17 protein-coding genes and 3 tRNA genes are annotated in these 20403 nt (G+C 35.2%); 14 read left to right on the top strand and 6 right to left on the bottom strand.

The genetic code is table 11. The features are described from left to right. Nucleotides 1–5 precede the first annotated feature (5 nt). Both rsmH and mraZ read right to left on the bottom strand, forming a co-directional pair. Complete coding sequence (gene rsmH, locus BW939_RS00650) at nt 6–899, bottom strand: 16S rRNA (cytosine(1402)-N(4))-methyltransferase RsmH (protein ID WP_076448810.1); 894 nt, start codon at nt 897–899, stop codon at nt 6–8. A gap of 19 nt (nt 900–918) precedes the next feature. After that, nucleotides 919–1377: a division/cell wall cluster transcriptional repressor MraZ gene (gene mraZ / locus BW939_RS00655; RefSeq protein WP_076448811.1), complete on the bottom strand. Its 459-nt coding sequence runs from the start codon at nt 1375–1377 to the stop codon at nt 919–921. 266 nt (nt 1378–1643) lie between these two features. On the opposite strand from mraZ, the gene BW939_RS00660 reads away from it, so the two are divergent. From BW939_RS00660 to BW939_RS00675, 4 genes are all read left to right on the top strand, one after another. After that, nucleotides 1644–2405, top strand: a complete 762-nt coding sequence (locus BW939_RS00660; protein ID WP_076448814.1) for an alpha/beta fold hydrolase — start codon at nt 1644–1646, stop codon at nt 2403–2405. A gap of 62 nt (nt 2406–2467) precedes the next feature. Then, nucleotides 2468–3091 carry a ribosome biogenesis GTP-binding protein YihA/YsxC gene (gene yihA, locus BW939_RS00665; protein WP_076448816.1) on the top strand — a complete coding sequence of 208 codons (624 nt, stop codon included), beginning with the start codon at nt 2468–2470 and terminating at the stop codon, nt 3089–3091. Continuing rightward, nucleotides 3084–3533 (top strand): GNAT family N-acetyltransferase, encoded by a 450-nt coding sequence (locus BW939_RS00670; RefSeq protein WP_076448818.1) that lies wholly within the window; start codon nt 3084–3086, stop codon nt 3531–3533. The genes yihA and BW939_RS00670 overlap by 8 nt, the downstream gene beginning before the upstream one ends. Nucleotides 3534–4015: 482 nt before the next feature. Next, nucleotides 4016–5710: a hypothetical protein gene (locus BW939_RS00675; protein ID WP_076448819.1), complete on the top strand. Its 1695-nt coding sequence runs from the start codon at nt 4016–4018 to the stop codon at nt 5708–5710. Between the two features lie 642 nt (nt 5711–6352). Here BW939_RS00675 and BW939_RS00680 read toward each other — a convergent pair. From BW939_RS00680 to BW939_RS00690, 3 genes are all read right to left on the bottom strand, one after another. After that, a tRNA-Leu gene (locus tag BW939_RS00680) sits at nt 6353–6436 on the bottom strand. An 8-nt stretch (nt 6437–6444) separates the two neighbouring features. Then, a tRNA-Gly gene (locus tag BW939_RS00685) sits at nt 6445–6517 on the bottom strand. Between the two features lie 8 nt (nt 6518–6525). Continuing rightward, nucleotides 6526–6607: transfer RNA gene (locus BW939_RS00690), tRNA-Leu, on the bottom strand. A 174-nt stretch (nt 6608–6781) separates the two neighbouring features. Here BW939_RS00690 and BW939_RS00695 point away from each other — a divergent pair. From BW939_RS00695 to BW939_RS00715, 5 genes are all read left to right on the top strand, one after another. Next, a complete protein-coding gene (locus BW939_RS00695; RefSeq protein WP_076448821.1) occupies nt 6782–7165 on the top strand; it encodes a DUF3127 domain-containing protein in 384 nt (127 codons plus the stop codon). Nucleotides 7166–7227: 62 nt separating this feature from the next. Next, nucleotides 7228–7878 carry a leucyl/phenylalanyl-tRNA--protein transferase gene (gene aat / locus BW939_RS00700; protein ID WP_076448822.1) on the top strand — a complete coding sequence of 217 codons (651 nt, stop codon included), beginning with the start codon at nt 7228–7230 and terminating at the stop codon, nt 7876–7878. Between the two features lie 6 nt (nt 7879–7884). Beyond that, the gene (locus tag BW939_RS00705; protein ID WP_076448824.1) at nt 7885–8571 is read left to right on the top strand and encodes an SIR2 family NAD-dependent protein deacylase; all 687 of its coding nucleotides are present in this window, start codon (nt 7885–7887) and stop codon (nt 8569–8571) included. Between the two features lie 10 nt (nt 8572–8581). Further along, nucleotides 8582–9124 (top strand): RNA 2'-phosphotransferase, encoded by a 543-nt coding sequence (locus BW939_RS00710; protein WP_076448826.1) that lies wholly within the window; start codon nt 8582–8584, stop codon nt 9122–9124. A 56-nt stretch (nt 9125–9180) separates the two neighbouring features. Next, nucleotides 9181–10905 (top strand): M14 family metallopeptidase, encoded by a 1725-nt coding sequence (locus tag BW939_RS00715; RefSeq protein ID WP_076448828.1) that lies wholly within the window; start codon nt 9181–9183, stop codon nt 10903–10905. Nucleotides 10906–10965: 60 nt separating this feature from the next. On the opposite strand, the gene BW939_RS00720 is transcribed toward BW939_RS00715, so the two are convergent. Beyond that, nucleotides 10966–11850 (bottom strand): cupin-like domain-containing protein, encoded by an 885-nt coding sequence (locus BW939_RS00720; RefSeq protein WP_076448829.1) that lies wholly within the window; start codon nt 11848–11850, stop codon nt 10966–10968. A 345-nt stretch (nt 11851–12195) separates the two neighbouring features. On the opposite strand from BW939_RS00720, the gene BW939_RS00725 reads away from it, so the two are divergent. From BW939_RS00725 to glmM, 5 genes are all read left to right on the top strand, one after another. Next, entirely contained in the window at nt 12196–14904 is a 2709-nt protein-coding gene (locus tag BW939_RS00725) for a peptidase associated/transthyretin-like domain-containing protein (RefSeq protein WP_076448831.1), read from the top strand. A 121-nt stretch (nt 14905–15025) separates the two neighbouring features. Then, complete coding sequence (locus BW939_RS00730; protein WP_076448833.1) at nt 15026–15964, top strand: GLPGLI family protein; 939 nt, start codon at nt 15026–15028, stop codon at nt 15962–15964. A 127-nt stretch (nt 15965–16091) separates the two neighbouring features. Next, complete coding sequence (locus tag BW939_RS00735; protein WP_076450062.1) at nt 16092–16346, top strand: FeoA family protein; 255 nt, start codon at nt 16092–16094, stop codon at nt 16344–16346. Between the two features lie 3 nt (nt 16347–16349). Next, the gene (feoB, locus tag BW939_RS00740) at nt 16350–18365 is read left to right on the top strand and encodes a ferrous iron transport protein B (protein ID WP_076448835.1); all 2016 of its coding nucleotides are present in this window, start codon (nt 16350–16352) and stop codon (nt 18363–18365) included. Between the two features lie 645 nt (nt 18366–19010). Continuing rightward, the gene (glmM, locus tag BW939_RS00745; RefSeq protein ID WP_076448836.1) at nt 19011–20393 is read left to right on the top strand and encodes a phosphoglucosamine mutase; all 1383 of its coding nucleotides are present in this window, start codon (nt 19011–19013) and stop codon (nt 20391–20393) included. The last annotated feature ends 10 nt before the right edge of the window (nt 20394–20403 follow it).

A 20403-nucleotide genomic window follows, 5' to 3' on the forward strand; every position in this document is an offset into this window, starting at 1 on the left:
ACTATTTATATTTTTATTCCTGTTCTCATTTTAGCGCTTCTGGCTCTAGAGTTTTCTTCAATTTCCTTGTCATCAGGAATGATTGCCTTACTTTTTACCAACTCAAATGCCTTCTCGTAGTTTCCGAAAATATCACGTTGTGGCTCACCTTCAAACATTCCGTTTTTCAGGAATCTTTTCACCAAACGATCTTCCAAGGAATGGTAAGAAATTACCACCAATCTCCCACCTGGTTTTAAAATTTTATAGGACTGAACCAGCATTTCCTTTAAAACATCAAGTTCTTGGTTCACTTCAATTCTTATAGCCTGAAACAATTGAGCATAAAATTTATTGATTTTGTGCGGTGGCAGAAAACTGAATAGTTTTTTCAAATCTTCAGTAGTTTCAATTGTTTTGATTTTTCTATGATGAACAATATCGCGAGCCAACTTTCTCGCCTCTCTCAATTCACCGTAGTAATAAAAAATATCTGCTAAAGCTTCTTCGTCATAATCGTTGATTACTTTTTTGGCATCAAGACTTTGCATGACATTCATTCTCATGTCTAGCGGAGCATTGCTTCTGGTGGAAAAACCTCTTACCGCTTCATCAAATTGATGTGAAGAAACTCCAAGATCAGCCAAAACACCATCCACCTGAGAAACACCATACATCAAAAGAGAATTTTCAAGAAATCTGAAATTCTGATTAATTAATGTGAATTTGGGATCTTCAATATTATTTTTGAGTGCATCTAGATCTTGATCAAATGCATAAAGCTTTCCTTTTTCCGAAAGCCTGCTAATGATTTCTCGTGAATGTCCTCCGCCACCAAATGTGCAGTCCACATATATTCCGTTAGGATTCGTCACCAAATCATCCACACTTTGCTTCAATAAAACGGGGTTGTGATACATGCTCATTGTGTTTATTTATTTATTCTTCATCTAAAGCTCCCATTACATCTTCTGCAAGACTTGCAAAATCATCTTCGTTGGTAGCAATTACTTTTTCGTATACTTCTTTATCCCAAATTTCAAAAAGTTCTCCTGCACTGGTTATCACAATATCTTTTTGAAGATTGGCAAAATGAGTGAGATCTTTCGAAATTTGCATCCTACCGGCAGAATCTAGCTCAACAGTCTTCACTCCGGCCGTAAACATTCTGATAAAATCAGCATTTTTTTTGATGAATCTATTCAATTTATTAATCTTATCCATCAGCTTATCCCAGGCTTTCATAGGGTAAACTTCAAGGCATGATTGGAACACGGAACGCTTTACCACAAAGGTTTTATCCTCAAAGTTCTCCATCTGCTTTATAAGAGACGAAGGCACTTTCAGGCGACCCTTGTCGTCTATTTTGCATTCATATGTTCCAATGAAATTTCTCATTTGGGACAAAATTATAAATATTTTTCCAAATCCTCCCACTTTTTCCCACTTTTTGACTCAATGTTAATAAGTTTCATTCTCCACTGACTATCAACTGAATATGAATTTTTATTTTATCTAGACCCGTTCTTTATTCAATGCATAGCAAAAAGAAAACTAAAAAACACACAAACAATAGCCTTAATATATTATTTTTAGTTTATATTAGTTAGATTAAAATATCTTTGGTGTTTAATTTGTATTTTTGCAAGGCTTAGAAAGGCATTATGAGATTTATTACAAAAAAAGAAAAGAAATATACGTTTATAGAGGCTGGAGAAGGCCACCCACTTGTGCTTTTGCATGGGCTAATGGGTGGATTGAGTAATTTTGATAAAATGGTAAATTTTTTTTCAGAAAAAGGGTTCAAGGTATACGTACCTCAATTACCTATTTATGATTTGCCGGTACTCAACACCAATCTCACCACGATTGCAAAATATGTAATCAAATTTATTGAAGCCAATATTGGTAAACCTGTTACTATTGTAGGAAATTCTATGGGTGGCCACGTAGGTTTAATTTTAACTTTGGCTCGCCCGGACTTGGTACAAAATCTCGTTCTTACAGGAAGTTCCGGTTTATACGAAAGAGCTTTTGGGGATAGTTTTCCAAGAAAAAATGACCGTTCCTATATAAGAAAGAAAGCGGAAGAAGTTTTTTATGACCCCACTGTTGCAACGGAAGATTTGGTAGACGAAGTTTTTAGTGTGGTAAACGATAGAATGAAAGGTATAAAAACTGTTATGCTGGCAAGAAGCGCCATAAAACACAATATGTTGCACGATTTACCTAAGATTTTGAGGCCAACATGTCTCATTTGGGGGAAACAAGACAATGTAACACCTCCAGAAGTTGCTATTGACATGCACAAATTTATTCCCAACTCAGATTTGTTTTGGATTGATAAATGTGGACACGCGGCAATGATGGAAAAACCCGATGAGTTTAATGAAATTCTTTACAACTGGGTAAAAGATAAAATATAAATTTACAGTAAACCATTAAGAATTTCTTAATGGTTTGCTTTTCTAAATAAAATCAAGAGAAAATGATTATAAAAACAGCAGAGTTTGTAAAAAGTAGCGGAAAATGGCAGGAATGCCCAGAAGGAACTATGCCGGAATATGCTTTTATCGGCCGTTCAAACGTAGGTAAATCATCCCTTATTAATGCGATGATGAATAGAAAAGACCTAGCAAAAACCTCAGGAACTCCGGGAAAAACTCAATTGATCAATCATTTTTTAATTAATGAAAATTGGTATCTGACAGATTTACCCGGATACGGCTATGCAAAAGTTTCTAAAGTACAGAGAAGGGATTTTGAAAAACTAATCAACAATTATATTTTAAACAGAAATAATCTTGTGAATTTATTTGTTTTGGTTGATTCTCGCCACACACCTCAAAAAATTGATTTAGAATTTATTGAATGGTGTGGAGAAAGTGGTGTTCCATTCTCCATCGTTTTTACTAAAGCAGATAAATTAAAGCCAAACGCCGCCATAAAAAATGTGGAAGATTACAAAATTGAACTTCACAAAACTTGGGAAGATTTGCCCGAAATATACGTGACTTCAGCAGAAAAGAAAGCAGGATGTGATGAAATTTTAAGTTTTATACAAACCACCAATGAATTTTTGTTTAACAATAGCGTAACTTTCGATGAATAATATTATTTGGAAAATAAAAAATTTTGAAGAAATAACGACTGCTGAACTTTATGAGATCATAAAAGCCAGAGTAGATGTTTTTGTAGTAGAACAAGATTGCCCTTATCCTGATTTGGACGGGTATGATCAACAGGCTATTCACCTCTGGGCTGAGCAGGAAAATAATGTTTTAGCGTACTGCCGTATTTTTGATAAAGGAATAAAATACAACGAAACTTCCATAGGAAGAGTTTTGACTTCAGAAAAAGGACGCGGAAAAAACTTAGGCAAACAACTGATTCAATATGCCCTAGAAACGATCGAAAATCGATTTAAAACTCTTGAAGTGAGAATATCAGCACAAGACTATCTTTTGAAGTTCTATTCAGGCTTCGGTTTTCAAGATACTGGCAAGAAGTATCTCGAGGACAATATTCCTCATACCGAAATGTTCAGAAAATAATTAATTAAATAGCTTCCTTTGGGAAGCTATTTTTTTGAGATAAAAAAAAATTAAAACCTCCCTTTAGTTTTTTTACTCCATTACCTATATTCGAAAAATTAAAATGAACATTGCTGTTTGATAAATCATATTTTTAACTCAATATCCATTAAAATCTTAATGATGATTTGCTATTAGAAATAGCGTTTTAGGCTAATCTTTTTGGTTTGTTTTCTAAAAATAATTTATATCAAAAACTTAATTTATTAGAAAAAAATATATTCATGATTTGAATATGTAAAAAATTACTATTCTCCATAACCCAAGAGGTTTAAAAATTACATTTTTAACTGATGTTATTTTTGAGGAAGATTACATTATTATCTGTCAATTTTATATTTAATTCACATATTACATTTATCCGTATATGCCATTTCTAGGCTTGTTTGGTTGATTTCCAATATATATATTTGTGAAAAAAATTAAATACCATATTTATAAAAATGAGAAAAATAACTACTACAGCTTTTGTTTTACTTGCTGCGAATTTATTCTACGCACAAGTTGGAATCAATACCGCTAATCCTCAGGCAACTTTAGATATTTCTGGTTCTGGGACTAATACTACAAAAGGATTATTAGTTCCAAGACTTACAGCTACAGAGATTCTCGCGATGACTCAGCAGAATGCATTAGGATCTCAACAAAATTCTTTAATAGTGTTTGCCACCACTACCACACCGTCAGGAGATTTTGTTACCAGTAAAATTACACAACCCGGATTTTACCGCTACACTTATGATGGTAGCAATGCTTTTCAGCAATATTGGAAAAGAATGGAACCTTCAGCATTTGAAAGGATTGCTCAAGGAGGAAAAACAGGAATAAGACTAATTGATGCAGACATCCAAAAATATGGACTTATTGGCAGCAATGCCATAGATGCTTCATTTAGCAATCAAACAACTTCCTTTCATGGTGCAACAGGTGATAACTCTTTTGCTGCCGGGATTAATACTTTATCTAGCGGGATTGCTTCAACAGCATTCGGAAATGATACAGAAGCTTTAGGGAACGGTTCTTTTGCAGGAGGTCAGGATACGAGGTCTGTAGGTTTAAACTCTTTTGCTTATGGAGAAAATGCGGAGGCAAATAATATTAATTCTGTTGCTTTTGGAAAAACCAATTATAATCTAGGAATAAACTCAAGCATATTGGCTGGTCGAAACAACAAAATCACCAATTCTTTTAACTCTGCAGTGTTGTCAGGAAACAATAATACAATAAATTACACCGGAACATCTGCAGATGATTGGCCAAATAATTATAACGGGGTAGCCAATAACATTTTGGGAGGACACACAAACAGTATTACCGGATCTGTTTCATTAACCATTAATACCATTGTTGGAGGAATTAACAATTTAATAAATGAATCAAGACACTCCGTAATTGGAGGTGGTGGTGGTAATAAAATTAAACCTGCTGTTGCTCCCTATGACCAACCATATTACTCTTCCAACATCATTGCTGGAGGTGAAGGAAACGAGATTAATGCAGACAAATCTGTAATTGGAGGTGGTGACCGAAATCTGATAAGACTAGAGGGCACAGCGCAATATCAGCAAGGAGCAGGTATGAGTACTATTTCAGGCGGACAATTCAATAAAACTATTAATGACGCACATTTCAGCGCAGTCGTTGGAGGAAGAGGTAATAGTACTAAAGGAAGTTATTCTATTGTAGGTGGAGCTTCCAATGTTGCTCAATCGGTGGCTGAAGTTTCTTTGGGTCTTTTTGGCACACTTTATACACCGCAATATCCGAATGCGTATACATTTAACGGAACATGGTTTAATGATTTGGCTCTCTCAAAAGACCGACTGTTTAACATTGGAAACGGAAAGGCTCCTTCAAATTTTGATTTTCAAGGAGATGTAGTAACTGGTTCGCCTCTGGCAGTTCGAAGTGACGCTTTTACAATTCTTAAAAACGGACAAGTAGGTATAGATATAGACAATTTTGAGACCAATACCAGCACTGCAAAACTGCAGATAAACGGAGGGATAAAACTAAGTGCAAATTCTACTGCATTATCGGGAAATAGTTGTGATAATACCAACAGAGGGCAGATCATTTTTGTTGAAGATAATTTTTACGGCTGTAAATCAACAGGATGGGCACTTCTTAATAATTAATTTTTAGAAGATTCATGATGATTTTTAAAGAAATACCTATAGAAAATCAAATATGGAACAAAAAACACAATTAGTTATTTACTCAATACTGTTGAAAACAGTAGAGTCCTCAAATTGTACTACACTCACAATTATGTAAATACTATTGATTATGACATTGAATTGATAATAAGAAATTCAAATTTAGGCTTTGGCTTAATATGGTATTTCGTCTGTTCAATAACTCAAAAAAGTATGTAGAAAGCTACATTTAAGAAATGGATGTTTCTACCATAGAATAGCTTTTAAGAGCTTATTTTATGAACAGCAATAAAATCTAAAAGAAGTAGAATAATGTATGCAAAACCCTTTATTCATGCTTTTAAAGATGATTTATATTTTGACATGAGTAAGAAGTATTTTAAAAAAAACTTACAGAGGAAAAATCACTAAAACTTATGACAGATTATTATTGAGAAAGAGAAAATCTGAAAGGATTAATCTTAGTATTTTAAGAGATTGGTTGAAAAAAAAATATTTTGGATTATTTAAAATGCACTTGTAAAAGGGTGCATTTTTCATTTGTTTTCTAAGTGTTGTTACTATAACGTGACTGATAAAAACAAAAAAGACTGCTAATCAATGATTAACAGTCTTTTTAAGTACCCCAGACGGGACTTGAACCCGTACATCCTTGCGGATACAGGATTTTAAGTCCTGCGTGTCTACCAATTCCACCACCAGGGCGTGATGAGAGCGAAAAACGGGACTCGAACCCGCGACCCCAACCTTGGCAAGGTTGTGCTCTACCAGCTGAGCTATTTTCGCAAATATAGTGCGGATGAAGGGACTCGAACCCCCACGCCTCACGGCACCAGATCCTAAGTCTGGCATGGCTACCAATTACACCACATCCGCATTATTATTGAAATATTTTAAAGAACTACCTTTGTTTTTGTGAGTGCAAATATAGGACAATAATTTGTAATTGCAAGAGTTTTCAAACTTTTTTTTCATTTTTTTTAAAATTTAATTTCTTGCTTTATTTTTACGTTTCATTTTATTACTTTTACACCCTTAACATTTAATGATATGGAATTACAAGGTACGGTAAAGAAAATCTCTGAAGTTCAGTCTTTTGCAAGTGGTTTTCAGAAAAGAGAAATGGTGATTTTGACGCAGGAGCAGTATCCGCAACCAATCAACATAGAATTTTTACAAGATAAAATCAATTTGCTTGATAATATCTCTGAAGGCGAAAATGTGAAAATAGGAATCAACATCAGAGGAAGAGAATGGGTATCTCCACAAGGTGAAACGAAATATTTCAACTCTATTACAGGATGGAGAGTAGAAAAAGTAATGGATGGCAATAGTGCAGAACCTACACACGCTACACCAAGCCAATCTACCGCTACGCCGGCTACATCAAACACCAACCCATTTGAAGAAGAAGATGACGATCTTCCTTTCTAATTGAATTTTTTAAACTCAAAATACAATCCTGCTTTCCAAAAAAAGTGGGATTTTTTTTCTTTATGATAAAACTTAATCCCAACGAAATATCATTCCCAAATCCTGAGTTGTATGATGGTCATGAAGGCATCATTGCTTTCGGTGGAGATCTTTCCCTAGAACGTGTTTGGTATGCTTATCAGAATGGCATTTTCCCTTGGTTTAATCCGGGAGAAGAAATACTATGGTGGTGCCCAGACCCAAGATTTGTACTTTTTCCGGATGATATAAAGATTTCAAAATCGATGAAGAAAATTTTAGACAGAAAAACTTTCAGCTTTACAGAAAATCAATGTTTTGAAGAAGTTATACGTAATTGTCAGCAGACACCAAGAATAGGCCAAGACGGAACGTGGCTTTCAGAGGAGCTCATTCAGGTTTTTCTTAAATTTCACAAGTACGGTCTGGCAAAAAGCATAGAGGTTTGGCAAAACGAAGAATTGGTAGGCGGATTTTATGGTTTAAAAATAGGAAATGTTTTTTGTGGAGAAAGTATGTTCAGCAAAGTGAGCAATGCCTCAAAAGCAGGATTTATAACATTTGTAGAAAGAAATAAAAACTCTTTAACGATTATTGACTGTCAATCTCACACACCTCATCTAGAAAGTTTGGGAGCAAAAATGATAGCCAAAAAAGATTTTTTGCATATTATAAGAGAAAATAATCAAATTTAAAAGCCTATGAAAAAACTCACCATACTAAGCGGTGCCGGAATTAGCGCAGAAAGTGGGATAAAAACCTTCAGAGACGGCGACAGTCTTTGGGAAAACCACAGTATTACCGATGTGGCAAGCCCAGAAGGATGGCATAAAGACAGAGCTTTGGTACTAGAATTTTATAACCAGAGACGCCGTCAGCTGCATGAAGTGGCACCCAATGAAGCTCATAAATTATTGGCAAAACTTGAGCAGTATTTTCACGTGCAGATTATCACCCAAAACATTGATGATCTTCATGAAAGGGCGGGTTCTAAGAATATTATCCACCTTCATGGCGAACTCTTTAAATCTTGTTCTTGCAACAATAAAGATTTGATTTATGATCAAAAAACCGATATCCTAATTGGCGACAAAGCTGAAGACGGAGCTCAGCTGAGGCCTTTCATTGTCTGGTTTGGCGAAGAAGTTCCGATGATGGAAAAGGCAACGCAACTTGTGCGTGAAGCCGATATTTTTTTGGTCATAGGAACATCATTACAGGTTTATCCGGCTGCAGGATTAATTCATGAGATCAAAGATGGCTGTCTTCTGTTTGTCATCAATCCCAACGAAACCAATTTCGGTTACGGAAAAAGGGCTGTGGTGATGAAAGAGACGGCAACGCAGGGAATGAAGTTGTTATTTGAAAAACTGAAAAATTTAGCTTAAAAATATAACCATGATTGAATCTAAAAAGAAGAAAATTAGCAAATTCTTGAGCTATATCCTGAGGCATCATCCTGAATTGATTGATTTAAATTTAGACGAAAAAGGCTGGGCAAACGTAAATGAAATCATTGCAAAATCAGCCAATGACAACCAAGGGTTTACCTTTGAAGAACTCAACGAAATCGTTGAAACCAATGATAAAAAACGTTTTGTTTTTAATGAAGACAAAACCCGGATTAGAGCCAACCAAGGGCATTCTATTGGGATTGATTTAAATTTAAAACCTCAGCAGCCACCAGAATTACTGTATCACGGATCAGCTCAGGCAAATGTAGATTCTATTTTAAAAACCGGGATTGAAAAAAGAAGCAGACAACACGTTCATTTAAGCTTAGATATAGAAACTGCAACAAAAGTCGGAATGCGTCATGGCAAGCCAATTATTTTAACCATTAGCACCGGAAAAATGTTTGAGGATGGAATTCTGTTTTATCTTTCTGAAAATAATGTCTGGTTAACAGACTTCGTAAATCCGTGTTATATTACTTTATAAATTTCACTTAATATCCTTCGTTTTAATCTAAGTATTGAAGTTAAAAAATAGCAATCATGAAGTTAAAATACCTCTTATTTTCTCTGTTCCCTTCTCTTATTTTTGCACAAACTCATTTCCCTACACCTTTTGAAAAAGAAAACGGAAAGAAAACGGCAACTTATAAAGAAATGAATGTTTTTTATGAAAATCTTTCTGAAAATTTCAATACCATTCAATATTTTCGAAAAGGAGAGGATGATAATGGTAAACCAATCTACGTCGTCGTTTACAATCCTTTTGCTGAGAAAGATTTTGAGAAATTAAGGAAAGAAAAAGCCATTCTTTTCATCAACAACGGAATTCATCCTGGCGAACCCGATGGAATAGATGCTACCATGATGCTGATGCGAGATTTAGCTACAAAAAAAATTAAAACCCCAGAGAATTTTGTCATCGCAGCAATTTCCGCCTACAATGTAAGCGGAATGCTAAACAGAAGTGGTTTTTCAAGAGCCAATCAAAATGGTCCTGAGGAATATGGTTTCCGAGGAAATGCAAGAAATTTAGACCTCAACAGAGATTTCATAAAAGCAGATTCTAAAAATGCAAAAAGTTTTCATGAAATTTTCCAATGGCTGAAACCGGATGTTTTTATAGACAACCACGTGAGCAACGGAGCAGATTATCAATACACTTTTACTTACATTTCAACTTTTAAGGAACGTTTAGGAGAAATTTTAGGGGAATATTTTCACAATGATTTTCAGGCGAAAAATTTACAGGAGCTAAAGAAACTTGGTTACGAAAGCACACCTTATGTAAATATCCACGGAGACATTCCCGATACAGGATTTGCGGCGTTTGAAGACTCTCCAAGATATTCTACAGGCTATGCTTCGCTATTTAACACAATGGCTACAATGCCAGAAACACACATGCTGAAGCCTTATGACAAAAGAGTGGATGCCACGTATCACTATATGCTGGTCAACCTCCAGAATTTGGATAAAAATTATCTGAAAATAAAACAACTCCGACTTGAAAACCTAAAACAGTACGAACCGGGAAAACAATACGGAATCCAATGGAAAATAGACTCCACGAAATATTCTATGATGGATTTCAAAGGCTTTGAAGGCCAATATAAATCGAGTGAAATCTCAGGAAAGCCAAGACTGTACTACGACAGAACCAAACCCTTCGTTAAGAAAATTAAACTCTTCAATACTGCAAAGGCTACAAAGTTTATTACTATTCCTAAAAGTTATATTATTCCGCAATCGGAATATAGAGTATTGGCGGAACTTCAAAGAAACGGAATACAAATGGAACAAATAACGAAGAATATCACTTTGAATGTAAGCACATACGTCATTGAAGATTTTAAATCCCATAAAAACCCGTATGAAGGTCATTATCCTCATTACGACACCAAAGTACATTCAGAGCCAATGCCCGTTCAACTTTTTGAGGGAGACTATTTTGTACACACCAACCAACCTGGAATAAAATATATCTTGGAAACGCTGGAGCCCGAAGCAACAGATTCTTTTTTCAACTGGAATTTTTTTGACGGAATTTTGGCTCAGAAAGAATACTATTCAGCCTATATTTTTGAAGATACCGCAGCAGATTTACTAAAAAAAGACAAAGATTTAAAACAAAAATTTGAAGCTAAAAAAGCATCAGATAAAGCATTTTACAACGATGGCACTGCTCAACTCGATTGGATTTATAAGAACTCTCTTTACTTTGAATATAAAACCTACAGAAGATATCCAATTTTCAGAATTCTTTAAATAAAAATTTATCCCATTTCATTTGCAAAAAAGACGTTTCAGTAGAAACGTCTTTAATTTTTATCTTTTAGGCAAACCTTTTTTCAGAGCTAATTCGGCTCTAACAATAGCTTTTCGCTCTTTCCAATCCATATACTTCTTTTTGAAATTCTTCTTCATCACGTCGTCAAACTTTCTCTGAACCGTCAAATTCCATAAAGATTTTGCTTTTACTGCCCAAGATTTGTCCCATGCTCTTAGAGAAATAGAGAAACTTCCGTCTAGATATTTCATCCAGTGCCACCATCCAGTTGGCATAAACAAAGTATCGCCATGCTCTAGGAAACATTCTATTCCTTCTACCCCATTGAGTGCAGGAAATTTTTCAAAATCGGGATTAGAAATATCATAATCTTCCAGTGCATAAGTAGCATAAGGTAATTGATAGAGTCTTTTTTTCCATTTATTTTCGAAAAGCAAAACATGTTTTCTTCCGTTGAAATGAGTATGGAAAATATGAGCTAAATCTATATCGTAATGCAGGAACGTAACCGAGCCTTTACCTCCAAAAAACATAGAAGGAAATTTGTCTAAGAAACCTCCCATCAGTTCTTTTGGCGAAATATAATCATTCAGAAGGCTTTTGGCATGTTTGATAGGATCAAAAAAGAAAATTCTTAGATCCGTAGGTTCTTTTTGAATCAGATCGATATAATCTGCAAACTTCATTTTGGTAGTCGGCGTATTGATTGGCGCGGCAGGATCTGCTTTCTTCGAGTCGTATAATGGAACTTCTACGTCGCCTACTACTTCCTTCACATAATCCATCGTCCATTTTTGGTATGCCGGCCATTTTTTAGCCATATTTTTTATGACTAGCGGTTTTCTTGGTTTTAGATATTTTTCAATAAAATCTTCCTGAGTAATATCGTCTACAACATCAATCGGCTTTAAGATAATTCCCATTTTTAAATAATTAGTGTTACAAAATTATTAAATAATTGCTTATGCGTATACAATAAAGATTTTTTTAATCTATAATGTTCATCACATTTCATTCGGAACCCATAGAAAGCACTACATTTTATCTTTTAGCTTAAACAAACTAACATTCGCTTTTTAAAATGATTTATTCTGAAATTTCCTTTACAGTTGCTGTATTTAACTATTATTGAAAAATTATATCTCTATTGTGAGTAACAAAAACTGTTTCTTACAAACTAATAGTTCAAATAATAAATTCCGGACTTAATTTATCCTCTACTTGAAGAACTTAAACCGGTTTTTAAAACTTAAAAAAAATAATTTGACATGAAGCAAAATTTTTTCCTCTTTGTCCTGATGTTCTGCTCGGCGATGCTTTTTTCGCAGAAGACCATTTCAGGAAAAATTACTGATGAAGACGGAATCGGCATTCCTAGTGCCAGTGTAACTGTAGAAGAGCCGGGTAAAGACGCCATTCTTGCGTACGGAATTACCAACACAAAAGGAGAATACAAAATTACATTCACCTCATCAGAATCTAGTGTTGATCTTAAAGTAAAAGCCTTTAATCAAAAACCACTCACAAAACAAATAAGCAATTCTGATCAGAATTTAAGTTTTAAACTACAGTCTGAAACTACAGAAATTAAAGAAGTTCAGCTGAAAACCAAACTAATTACCGCAAGAGGAGATACTATTGCTTATGATTTGAAAGCATTCGACAGCAAAAGCGACCGTACTTTGGCAGACGTGATGAAGAAAATCCCAGGAATTGAAGTAAACGCAGATGGCACAGTGCTCTATCAGGGAAATCCTATCAACAAATTTTATGTAGAAGGTAAAGATTTGATGGAAGGAGGATATGGTACAGTAACCAACTCTCTCCCGAAAGACGCCATCTCAAAACTAGAAGTACTTGAAAATCACCAGCCCGTAAAGATGCTCCAGGGAAAAATACCTTCTGACGCGGCAGCAATCAACATAAAACTAAAAAAATCGGTGACGATGACCGGTCGTGGCGAAGTAGGCGTAGGAGCAGATCCTCTCTTATGGAATGTGAAATTGACGCCGATGTTTTTCAGCAAAACAAGCCAGTGGGTAGTCAATTATAAGACCAACAACGTGGGCGACCAGGTGGAGAACGAAGGAAATATCCTTGGAAGCTTCAACCCTTGGGAAGGAAGACGTGGAAATGTTTCGCAAAACGACTGGCTTAACGTAGAAACCGCTGGCACGCCAAACACACCCGTTAAAAGATATTTATTCAACAATGTGCATTATGCATCTGCAAACTATTTAACTAATATTGACAAGGCAAAGCAGTGGGAATTGAAAGCTATTGCCAACTATACCAACAATGCCGTTGAAAGAGAAGATTACAAGGAAACAACGTATCAAACAGGAAATTTGGCAGGAAACAAGGTAATCAACAGCACACGAAATGACTTTTTTACTGATAAAATAAGAGGAGAATTACTTTTCACCAAAAATGCAAAGAAGGGTTTCTTTAAAAACTCAACCAGCTTCAGCCAATTCTGGAACGCAGACCGTGCTTTTGCAGTGAGAGAAGGAAGATCTTCAGGACAAGCGGTGGAGTCTCCTACTTCAAATTTCCAAAACTCTTTAAGTACCATCATCCCATGGAAAGAAAAAATGGTGAATCTGAGATCATACATCAATTACCAGGATGACAAACAGATGCTGAAAATCACACCAGCAAATTATCTACTTATCCCTTTTAGAGAAGGCACAACCGGCCCATTAGGAACCCTTATGTTTTTGCCAAATACTGTGGCGCAGCAAAATTTCAGACTCAAAACTTTAGAAACTTCGCATACAGCCAACATCAGTTTTACTAAAAAAGGCTGGACGTTTACGCCACAAGTGGGATTTGATTTTTCTAGCGATCAATTAAATACCGATTTCAACGGAATTGCGCTTTCAGGAACGCCTAATTTTAATAGTCCGGCTTACGAAAACAATCTTAAATTCACAGAAATTAATCCTAACGCATCATTAGGTATTAACTACAAAACAGATGTTTGGAATGTATTTGCCAATCTACCCGTTAACTTTACAAGTATTAAGGCTGAAGATGACATGAGAGGTGTGTCTAAGGATCTTAACAGAACCACTTTTACTCCCAACCTATTTGCTCAGTACACTTTTGCATCTTTTTGGAAGGCTAGCGTTAATGCTAATGTGAACAATAACTTCGGAGATATCCAGACGGCTTATGCCGGTTACATGTTACTGTCACCTAACGGTTTTAATGTGATGGATGCCAACAACCCAATTCCACAGACCACAACTTCCTCTTTGGGCTCAAGACTAGAATATAGAAATCCTTTAAATAATTTATTTTTTAATGTAAACTATTCTTACTCAGACAGCAAAAGAAACCTGCTTTCTGCACCATTGCTGGATCCTACCACTGGTTTTACGTTAATGCAGTATATTGACACGGAAAATCATACGGAAAACAATAGATTAGGCGCAGAAATAGGAAAGTATTTCCCTTCATTCAAAACAAATGTATCGTTGAATTACAGAAATACAACATCTATTTCTGATGCATTTTTGGACGAAGTGAGATTTAAAAATAAAAACACCAGCCAGTCTTACGGCTTTAAGCTAAACAATACCTATTTCAGCTGGATGAGTGTAGATTTCAACATGAGTCTTTCCCGCACAAAACAAGAAGGCCGCAGAGGAACTTTGGGGATTAATAAAGGATACAGTCATAATTTAGCATTATTTTTCTATCCTCTTGAAGATCATAATATTGGTTTTTCTTGGGACCAGTTGAATACAACCAATAACGATACTACCTACAGAAACCCTTTCTTCGATGTTTCTTACCAATATTCATGGTCTAAAAAGAAAATTGATTTTGAACTGAAATGGATGAACATCAGCAACAGAAAAGTATTTGAAACTTATGACCTTAATGGAACACTGAATGCTTTAACTTATACAAGAATTCAGCTCAGACCAAGCCAGGTTATGTTTACCGTGAAATTTAACTTTAAATAATAAAAATATCCCTCTCAAATTTGAGAGGGATATTTTTTTATTCGTTTTCTGAAAATTTATTTAAAAAACTGTAACATTTATCAAACCTTATAAACTAATAGAGAAACATTTACTTTTTAAAATGAAAAAACTATTTTCAATATTTTTAATCGCAACAGCAGTATTTGCCAATGCTCAGGATTCTAAAGAAACAGCCAACAGATTTTTTTACGAGCTTAATTTTAAACCTAAAAAAGATTCAGCTAAAGTAGAAAAGGTAATTACTATTTTGGATATTACAGATAAAAACAGATCCGTTTACCAAGATTACACAGTCATTTCACAGGATTCTATCATGAAAGTGGAAATTGAAGCGATGCAGAAATCGGGTCAGATGAAAGATCTTTCAAAACTGATTAAAATGCCGAAAATTTCTGCAAGAGTGTACAAAACATATCCTACAATGAAGATTCAGTTTGTTGAGAAAATCACCAGCGGATTTACTCCTGCCAATATCGGTTATGTAGAAGATTCTAAGTTTAACTGGAAAATTCTTTCAGACAAACAAAAAATTGGCGAATACAACACCCAAAAAGCAACTACAGAATACGGTGGAAGAAAATGGACTGCGTGGTTCAGTACAGATATTCCTTTTCAGGACGGGCCTTATAAGTTTTCTGGGCTTCCTGGTTTAATTGTAAAAATTGAAGATGATGCTAAAAATTATTCTTGGGTGCTTCAAGGAAATAAAAAAGTACAGGATTACACAGAATATTCTTACATTGAAGGTATGATGCAGGCAAAAGGTGGAAAAGTAAGCGAAATGCCTAGAGATAAATTTGAAAAGAAATTTACTGAGTTCAAAAAAGATCCGTTTGCTACGCTTAGACCAATGCTTACCCCAGAAATAACATCAAGAGCAATCCCTGGAATGGACGGAACCGTGGGAGATATGATTAAAAAACAGGAAAAACAATACAAAGATTTCTTTAAAGCAACAGACAACGAAATCGAGCCCGATTACGGAAACCTTACTGTAGGTGAAGTTGAAAGAACGGGAACTGAGAAAATCAAAAAATAAAAATTCATATTTAACTTAATTATATTAAAGCAAACCCAAATACAGCGATGTGTTTGGGTTTGTTTCTGTTTTTTTCTAATTTAGATTTAATTTAAATAACTTATATTTGCACGACAAATTTTCAGCTTTGAAACAGAGAGATCCACAGAAACTGAGCCACTTTCCTAAAAACAAAATGGGAATTATAAAAGGTTATGACAATGAGCATTTCGATATGCCCAACAAAATCCTTGAAATGGGCCTGCTTCCTGAAACTTCATTCAGAATACTGTATCAGGCACCATTCAAAGGGCCTATATATATTGAATTTGGTGAAGAAAAAAGCCGAATTGCCCTTAGAGAAGAAGAAGGAGATTTTATTATTGTTGAAGAATCAATCTAAAAAATGCAGGAAAACCAAGAAAAACAATTGCTATTGGTAGGAAATCCCAATGTGGGAAAGTCTACCCTTTTCAATGCACTCTGCAATACAACACAAAAAACCGGAAACTATTCCGGAGTTACGGTTACGAGCCATTCCGGAAATTACTCTTATAAAAATGAAGAGGTAAAAATTACCGATCTTCCAGGATCGTACAGCATTTACCCAAGTTCGGAAGATGAAGCCGTTTTTTCTAAAGTTCTTCTCGACAAGAAAAACTATACCGGAGTAATTTACATCCTCGAAGCTTTAAGTATCAAACGCGGAATGCTTTTGATGCAGCAGATCTTAGATGCAGGTTTACCAATGATTGTGGTTCTCAACCAAGTCGATCAGGCAAAAAGAAGAGGAGTTGATATTGATGTAAAAAAACTAGAAGTAGCTTTAGGTTTAAAAATCATTCAGACCAATGCCAAAGAACAAACCGGAATTGAGGAGCTGAAAGAATCAATTCTGAAAAATGAGTTTAAGAAATCTTCTGTTCCTTATTTTGAAATCCCTCAAGAGCATAAAAATATTGTAGGAAAAATAGCCACTCAGCAAAATATACAAAATCCTTACAAAGCTTGGTTAAGCATCTCACTTTATTCGGATAAAAAAAATCAGGCTGAAGAAAATTCAGCTTCAAAATCTTTAAACCCAAAAAGAATTCAGGTACAAGAAACGGTTAGAAGATATCAAATTGCAGATAAAATGCTACTGGGAGTTATTTCTAAAAAGCAAAATGCAAAAGAATTGCTTACAGAAAAATTAGACAAAATTCTCGTAAACAAAATCTGGGGTTATGTTGTTTTTCTTTTTGTTTTACTTTTCATTTTCCAATGCGTTTTCTTCTTGGCAGAATATCCTATGAATTGGATTGATGAGCTTTTTGCTTGGCTTTCTGCTTTTTCGGAAGAGCATTTGCCAAAAGGCCCTTTAAACTCACTTATATCCAACGGAATTATCCCTGGGATAGGCGGGATCGTTATTTTTGCCCCTCAAATTGGTATTTTATTGTTTTTTCTTTCTCTGTTAGAAGATTCGGGATATATGGCAAGAGTAGTTTTTTTGATGGACAGGTTTCTGCGCCCTTTTGGTCTCAACGGAAAAAGCATCGTTCCGCTCGTCTCAGGTACCGCCTGCGCAATACCCGCAGTAATGTCTACAAGAAATATAGAAAACGTAAGAGAAAGACTGCTCACCATTCTGATAACACCCTTCATGACGTGTTCTGCGAGGCTTCCGGTGTACAGCATTATGATTGGTTTGATTATTTCAGACGGCAATTTCTTTGGCATATCTTACAAAGCTTTGGTACTGTTGGGAATGTATTTTTTAGGATTTTTCGTTGCACTGTTGTCTTCTTTCATTCTTAAATATTTCATTAAACAAAAAGGAAAGTCTTATCTAGTGATGGATCTTCCTACCTATAAAAAACCTCTCTTCTGGTATGATTTTAAACTTGTTTTAGGAAAAGTTTGGGGATTTATTACCGGAGCAGGAAAAATCATTTTTGTAGTAAGTATAATTATTTGGGTATTAAGTTATTTTGGCCCTAAACTCAATGAAAACGAAATTGTTGCCACAGATGTTGAACTAGATCACTCTTATTTGGCAAGAATGGGAAAAGCCATCGAGCCCGCCATTGCCCCTTTGGGCTACGACTGGAAAATGGGCGTCGGCATTCTCACAAGCTTCGTTGCAAGAGAAGTTTTTGTAGGAACAATGTCTACTCTTTACAGTCTTGACGACGACGCTCCCGAAGGAAAAGTAATCGATAAAATGAGAAACGACACCAAGCCCAACGGCGAAAAAGTATTCAGTTTTGCCACCGGAATTTCTGTATTGCTTTTCTACGCCTTCGCTATGCAATGTGCATCTACTGTCGCCATCGTTTATAAAGAAACCAAAAGCTGGAAATGGACTGGTTTTCAGCTGGCTATGATGACTGGCTTGGCCTATTTTGTGTCGCTAATTGCCTATCAGATTTTAAAATAGATGGATACTTCGCTCGTCTTTCAATATGTAATCGTTGCGCTTATGGTGCTTTTCGCCTGCTATTCTTTATACAAGACACTTAGAAAGAATTTTGCCCCAAAAAAATTCAAAAAAGGAAAGCCAGGCTGTGATTCTGATTGTGGGTGTTCATAAATCATTAAAAAAAGATGAAAACATTTCTTTAACCTTTCTCCAGTAAACGCCAAAAGAGATATGGATTATAAATTCAGCATTTACGAAGAAGCTGTATTTCGGAATATTGGATTGTGCATCCTCCCGATAAAAATATTCAATTTTTTGTTTTGCTAAACAGAATTTTATAGGATTAAAACCCGCAACCGAAGGAGAAATTATTAGTTCCAGAACCTTTCCAGAACTGAGTTTTTCTACGGATGAGATATTTGGGAATCTTTAGTTTTTGGGTTTAAGAGATTCTATTTCTTTTTGTAAAACTTCTATCAATTGATCTTTTGCTTTAATGAGTTCTGTTGTGATTTCTTTATTTTCTTGGTAGAAATGTTCTATTTCTTGTTGATAAAGATTAGCATCATAATAATTTTTTTGAGCGTAAAGGTTAATAACTTTTCACAATTCATTCTTTCTTTTATTCGTATTTTTGCAAAAGTTTTAAAATTCACAAAATTTATGTCTTTAATAAAATCAATCTCCGGAATCCGAGGAACAATAGGTGGAAAAGTAGGTGATAACCTTACACCCTTGGACGTTGTAAAATTTGCGTCTGCTTTCGGAACCTGGCTTCAAAATAATAAAAATAAAAAAGATTTAACCTTAATTATCGGTCGTGATGCGAGAATTTCAGGATTAATGGTTAATTCATTGGTTACTGCAACTTTACAAGGTTTAGGAATCAATGTGATTGATCTGGGACTTTCTACAACACCAACTGTTGAAATAATGGTTCCCGAATTAAAAGCAGACGGTGGAATCATCCTGACAGCTTCCCACAACCCAAAACAATGGAACGCCCTGAAACTTTTAAATGAAAAAGGAGAATTCATCAGCGGAGAAAATGGTGCAGAAGTTTTGGAATTGGCAGAAAATGAAGATTTCAACTACGCAGAAGTAGATGATTTAGGAAAATACGAAACGAGAGATGATGCTTTTGATATTCATATTCAGCAGATTTTAGATTTGCCTATGGTAGATGTTGAAGCCATTAAAGCTAAAAATTACAGAATCGTTCTTGATGCGGTAAACTCTACTGGAGGAATCGCAATCCCAATGCTTTTAGATAAATTAGGTGTTGAAACGGTAAAACTTTACTGTGACCCAACAGGTCATTTCCCACATAACCCTGAACCCTTGAAGGAGCATTTGGGAGACATTTGCGAATTGGTTATCAAAGAAAAAGCAGATGTAGGAATTGTTGTAGATCCGGATGTTGACAGATTGGCTCTGATTGATGAAAAAGGAGAAATGTTTGGCGAAGAATACACCTTGGTTGCTGTTGCAGATTATCTTTTGAAAAATAAAAACGGAGTGGCGATTTCAAATCTTTCTTCAAGCCGCGCTTTGAGAGATGTAGCAAAAAACCACAATTCAGAATACTTTGCAAGCGCTGTAGGAGAAGTGAATGTAGTGAATCTAATGAAAGAAAAAAATGCAGTAATTGGTGGTGAAGGCAACGGTGGTATTATTTATCCAGAGATTCATTACGGTAGAGATTCTTTGGTAGGTGTTGCTCTATTTCTCTCCCATCTTGCAAAAGAAAACAAAACGGTCTCTGAATTAAGAGCAGGATACCCAGAATATTACATGGGCAAAAAGAAAATTGAACTTACACCGGAAATTGATGTTGATTCACTTTTAACTAAAATGGAAAAAGAGTATCAAAATGAAGAGGTTTCTACAGTAGATGGCGTAAAAATTGATTTTGAAAACAATTGGGTTCACCTAAGAAAATCTAATACAGAACCTATTATCAGAATTTACACTGAGGCAAAATCTCAGCAAGAAGCAGATGATTTAGGAGATAAAATGATTGAAAAGATAAAAAGTTTGATTTAAATAGGAATTT

The sequence above is a fragment of the Chryseobacterium piscicola genome (assembly GCF_900156685.1).
Classification (GTDB): Bacteria; Bacteroidota; Bacteroidia; order Flavobacteriales; family Weeksellaceae; genus Chryseobacterium; species Chryseobacterium piscicola.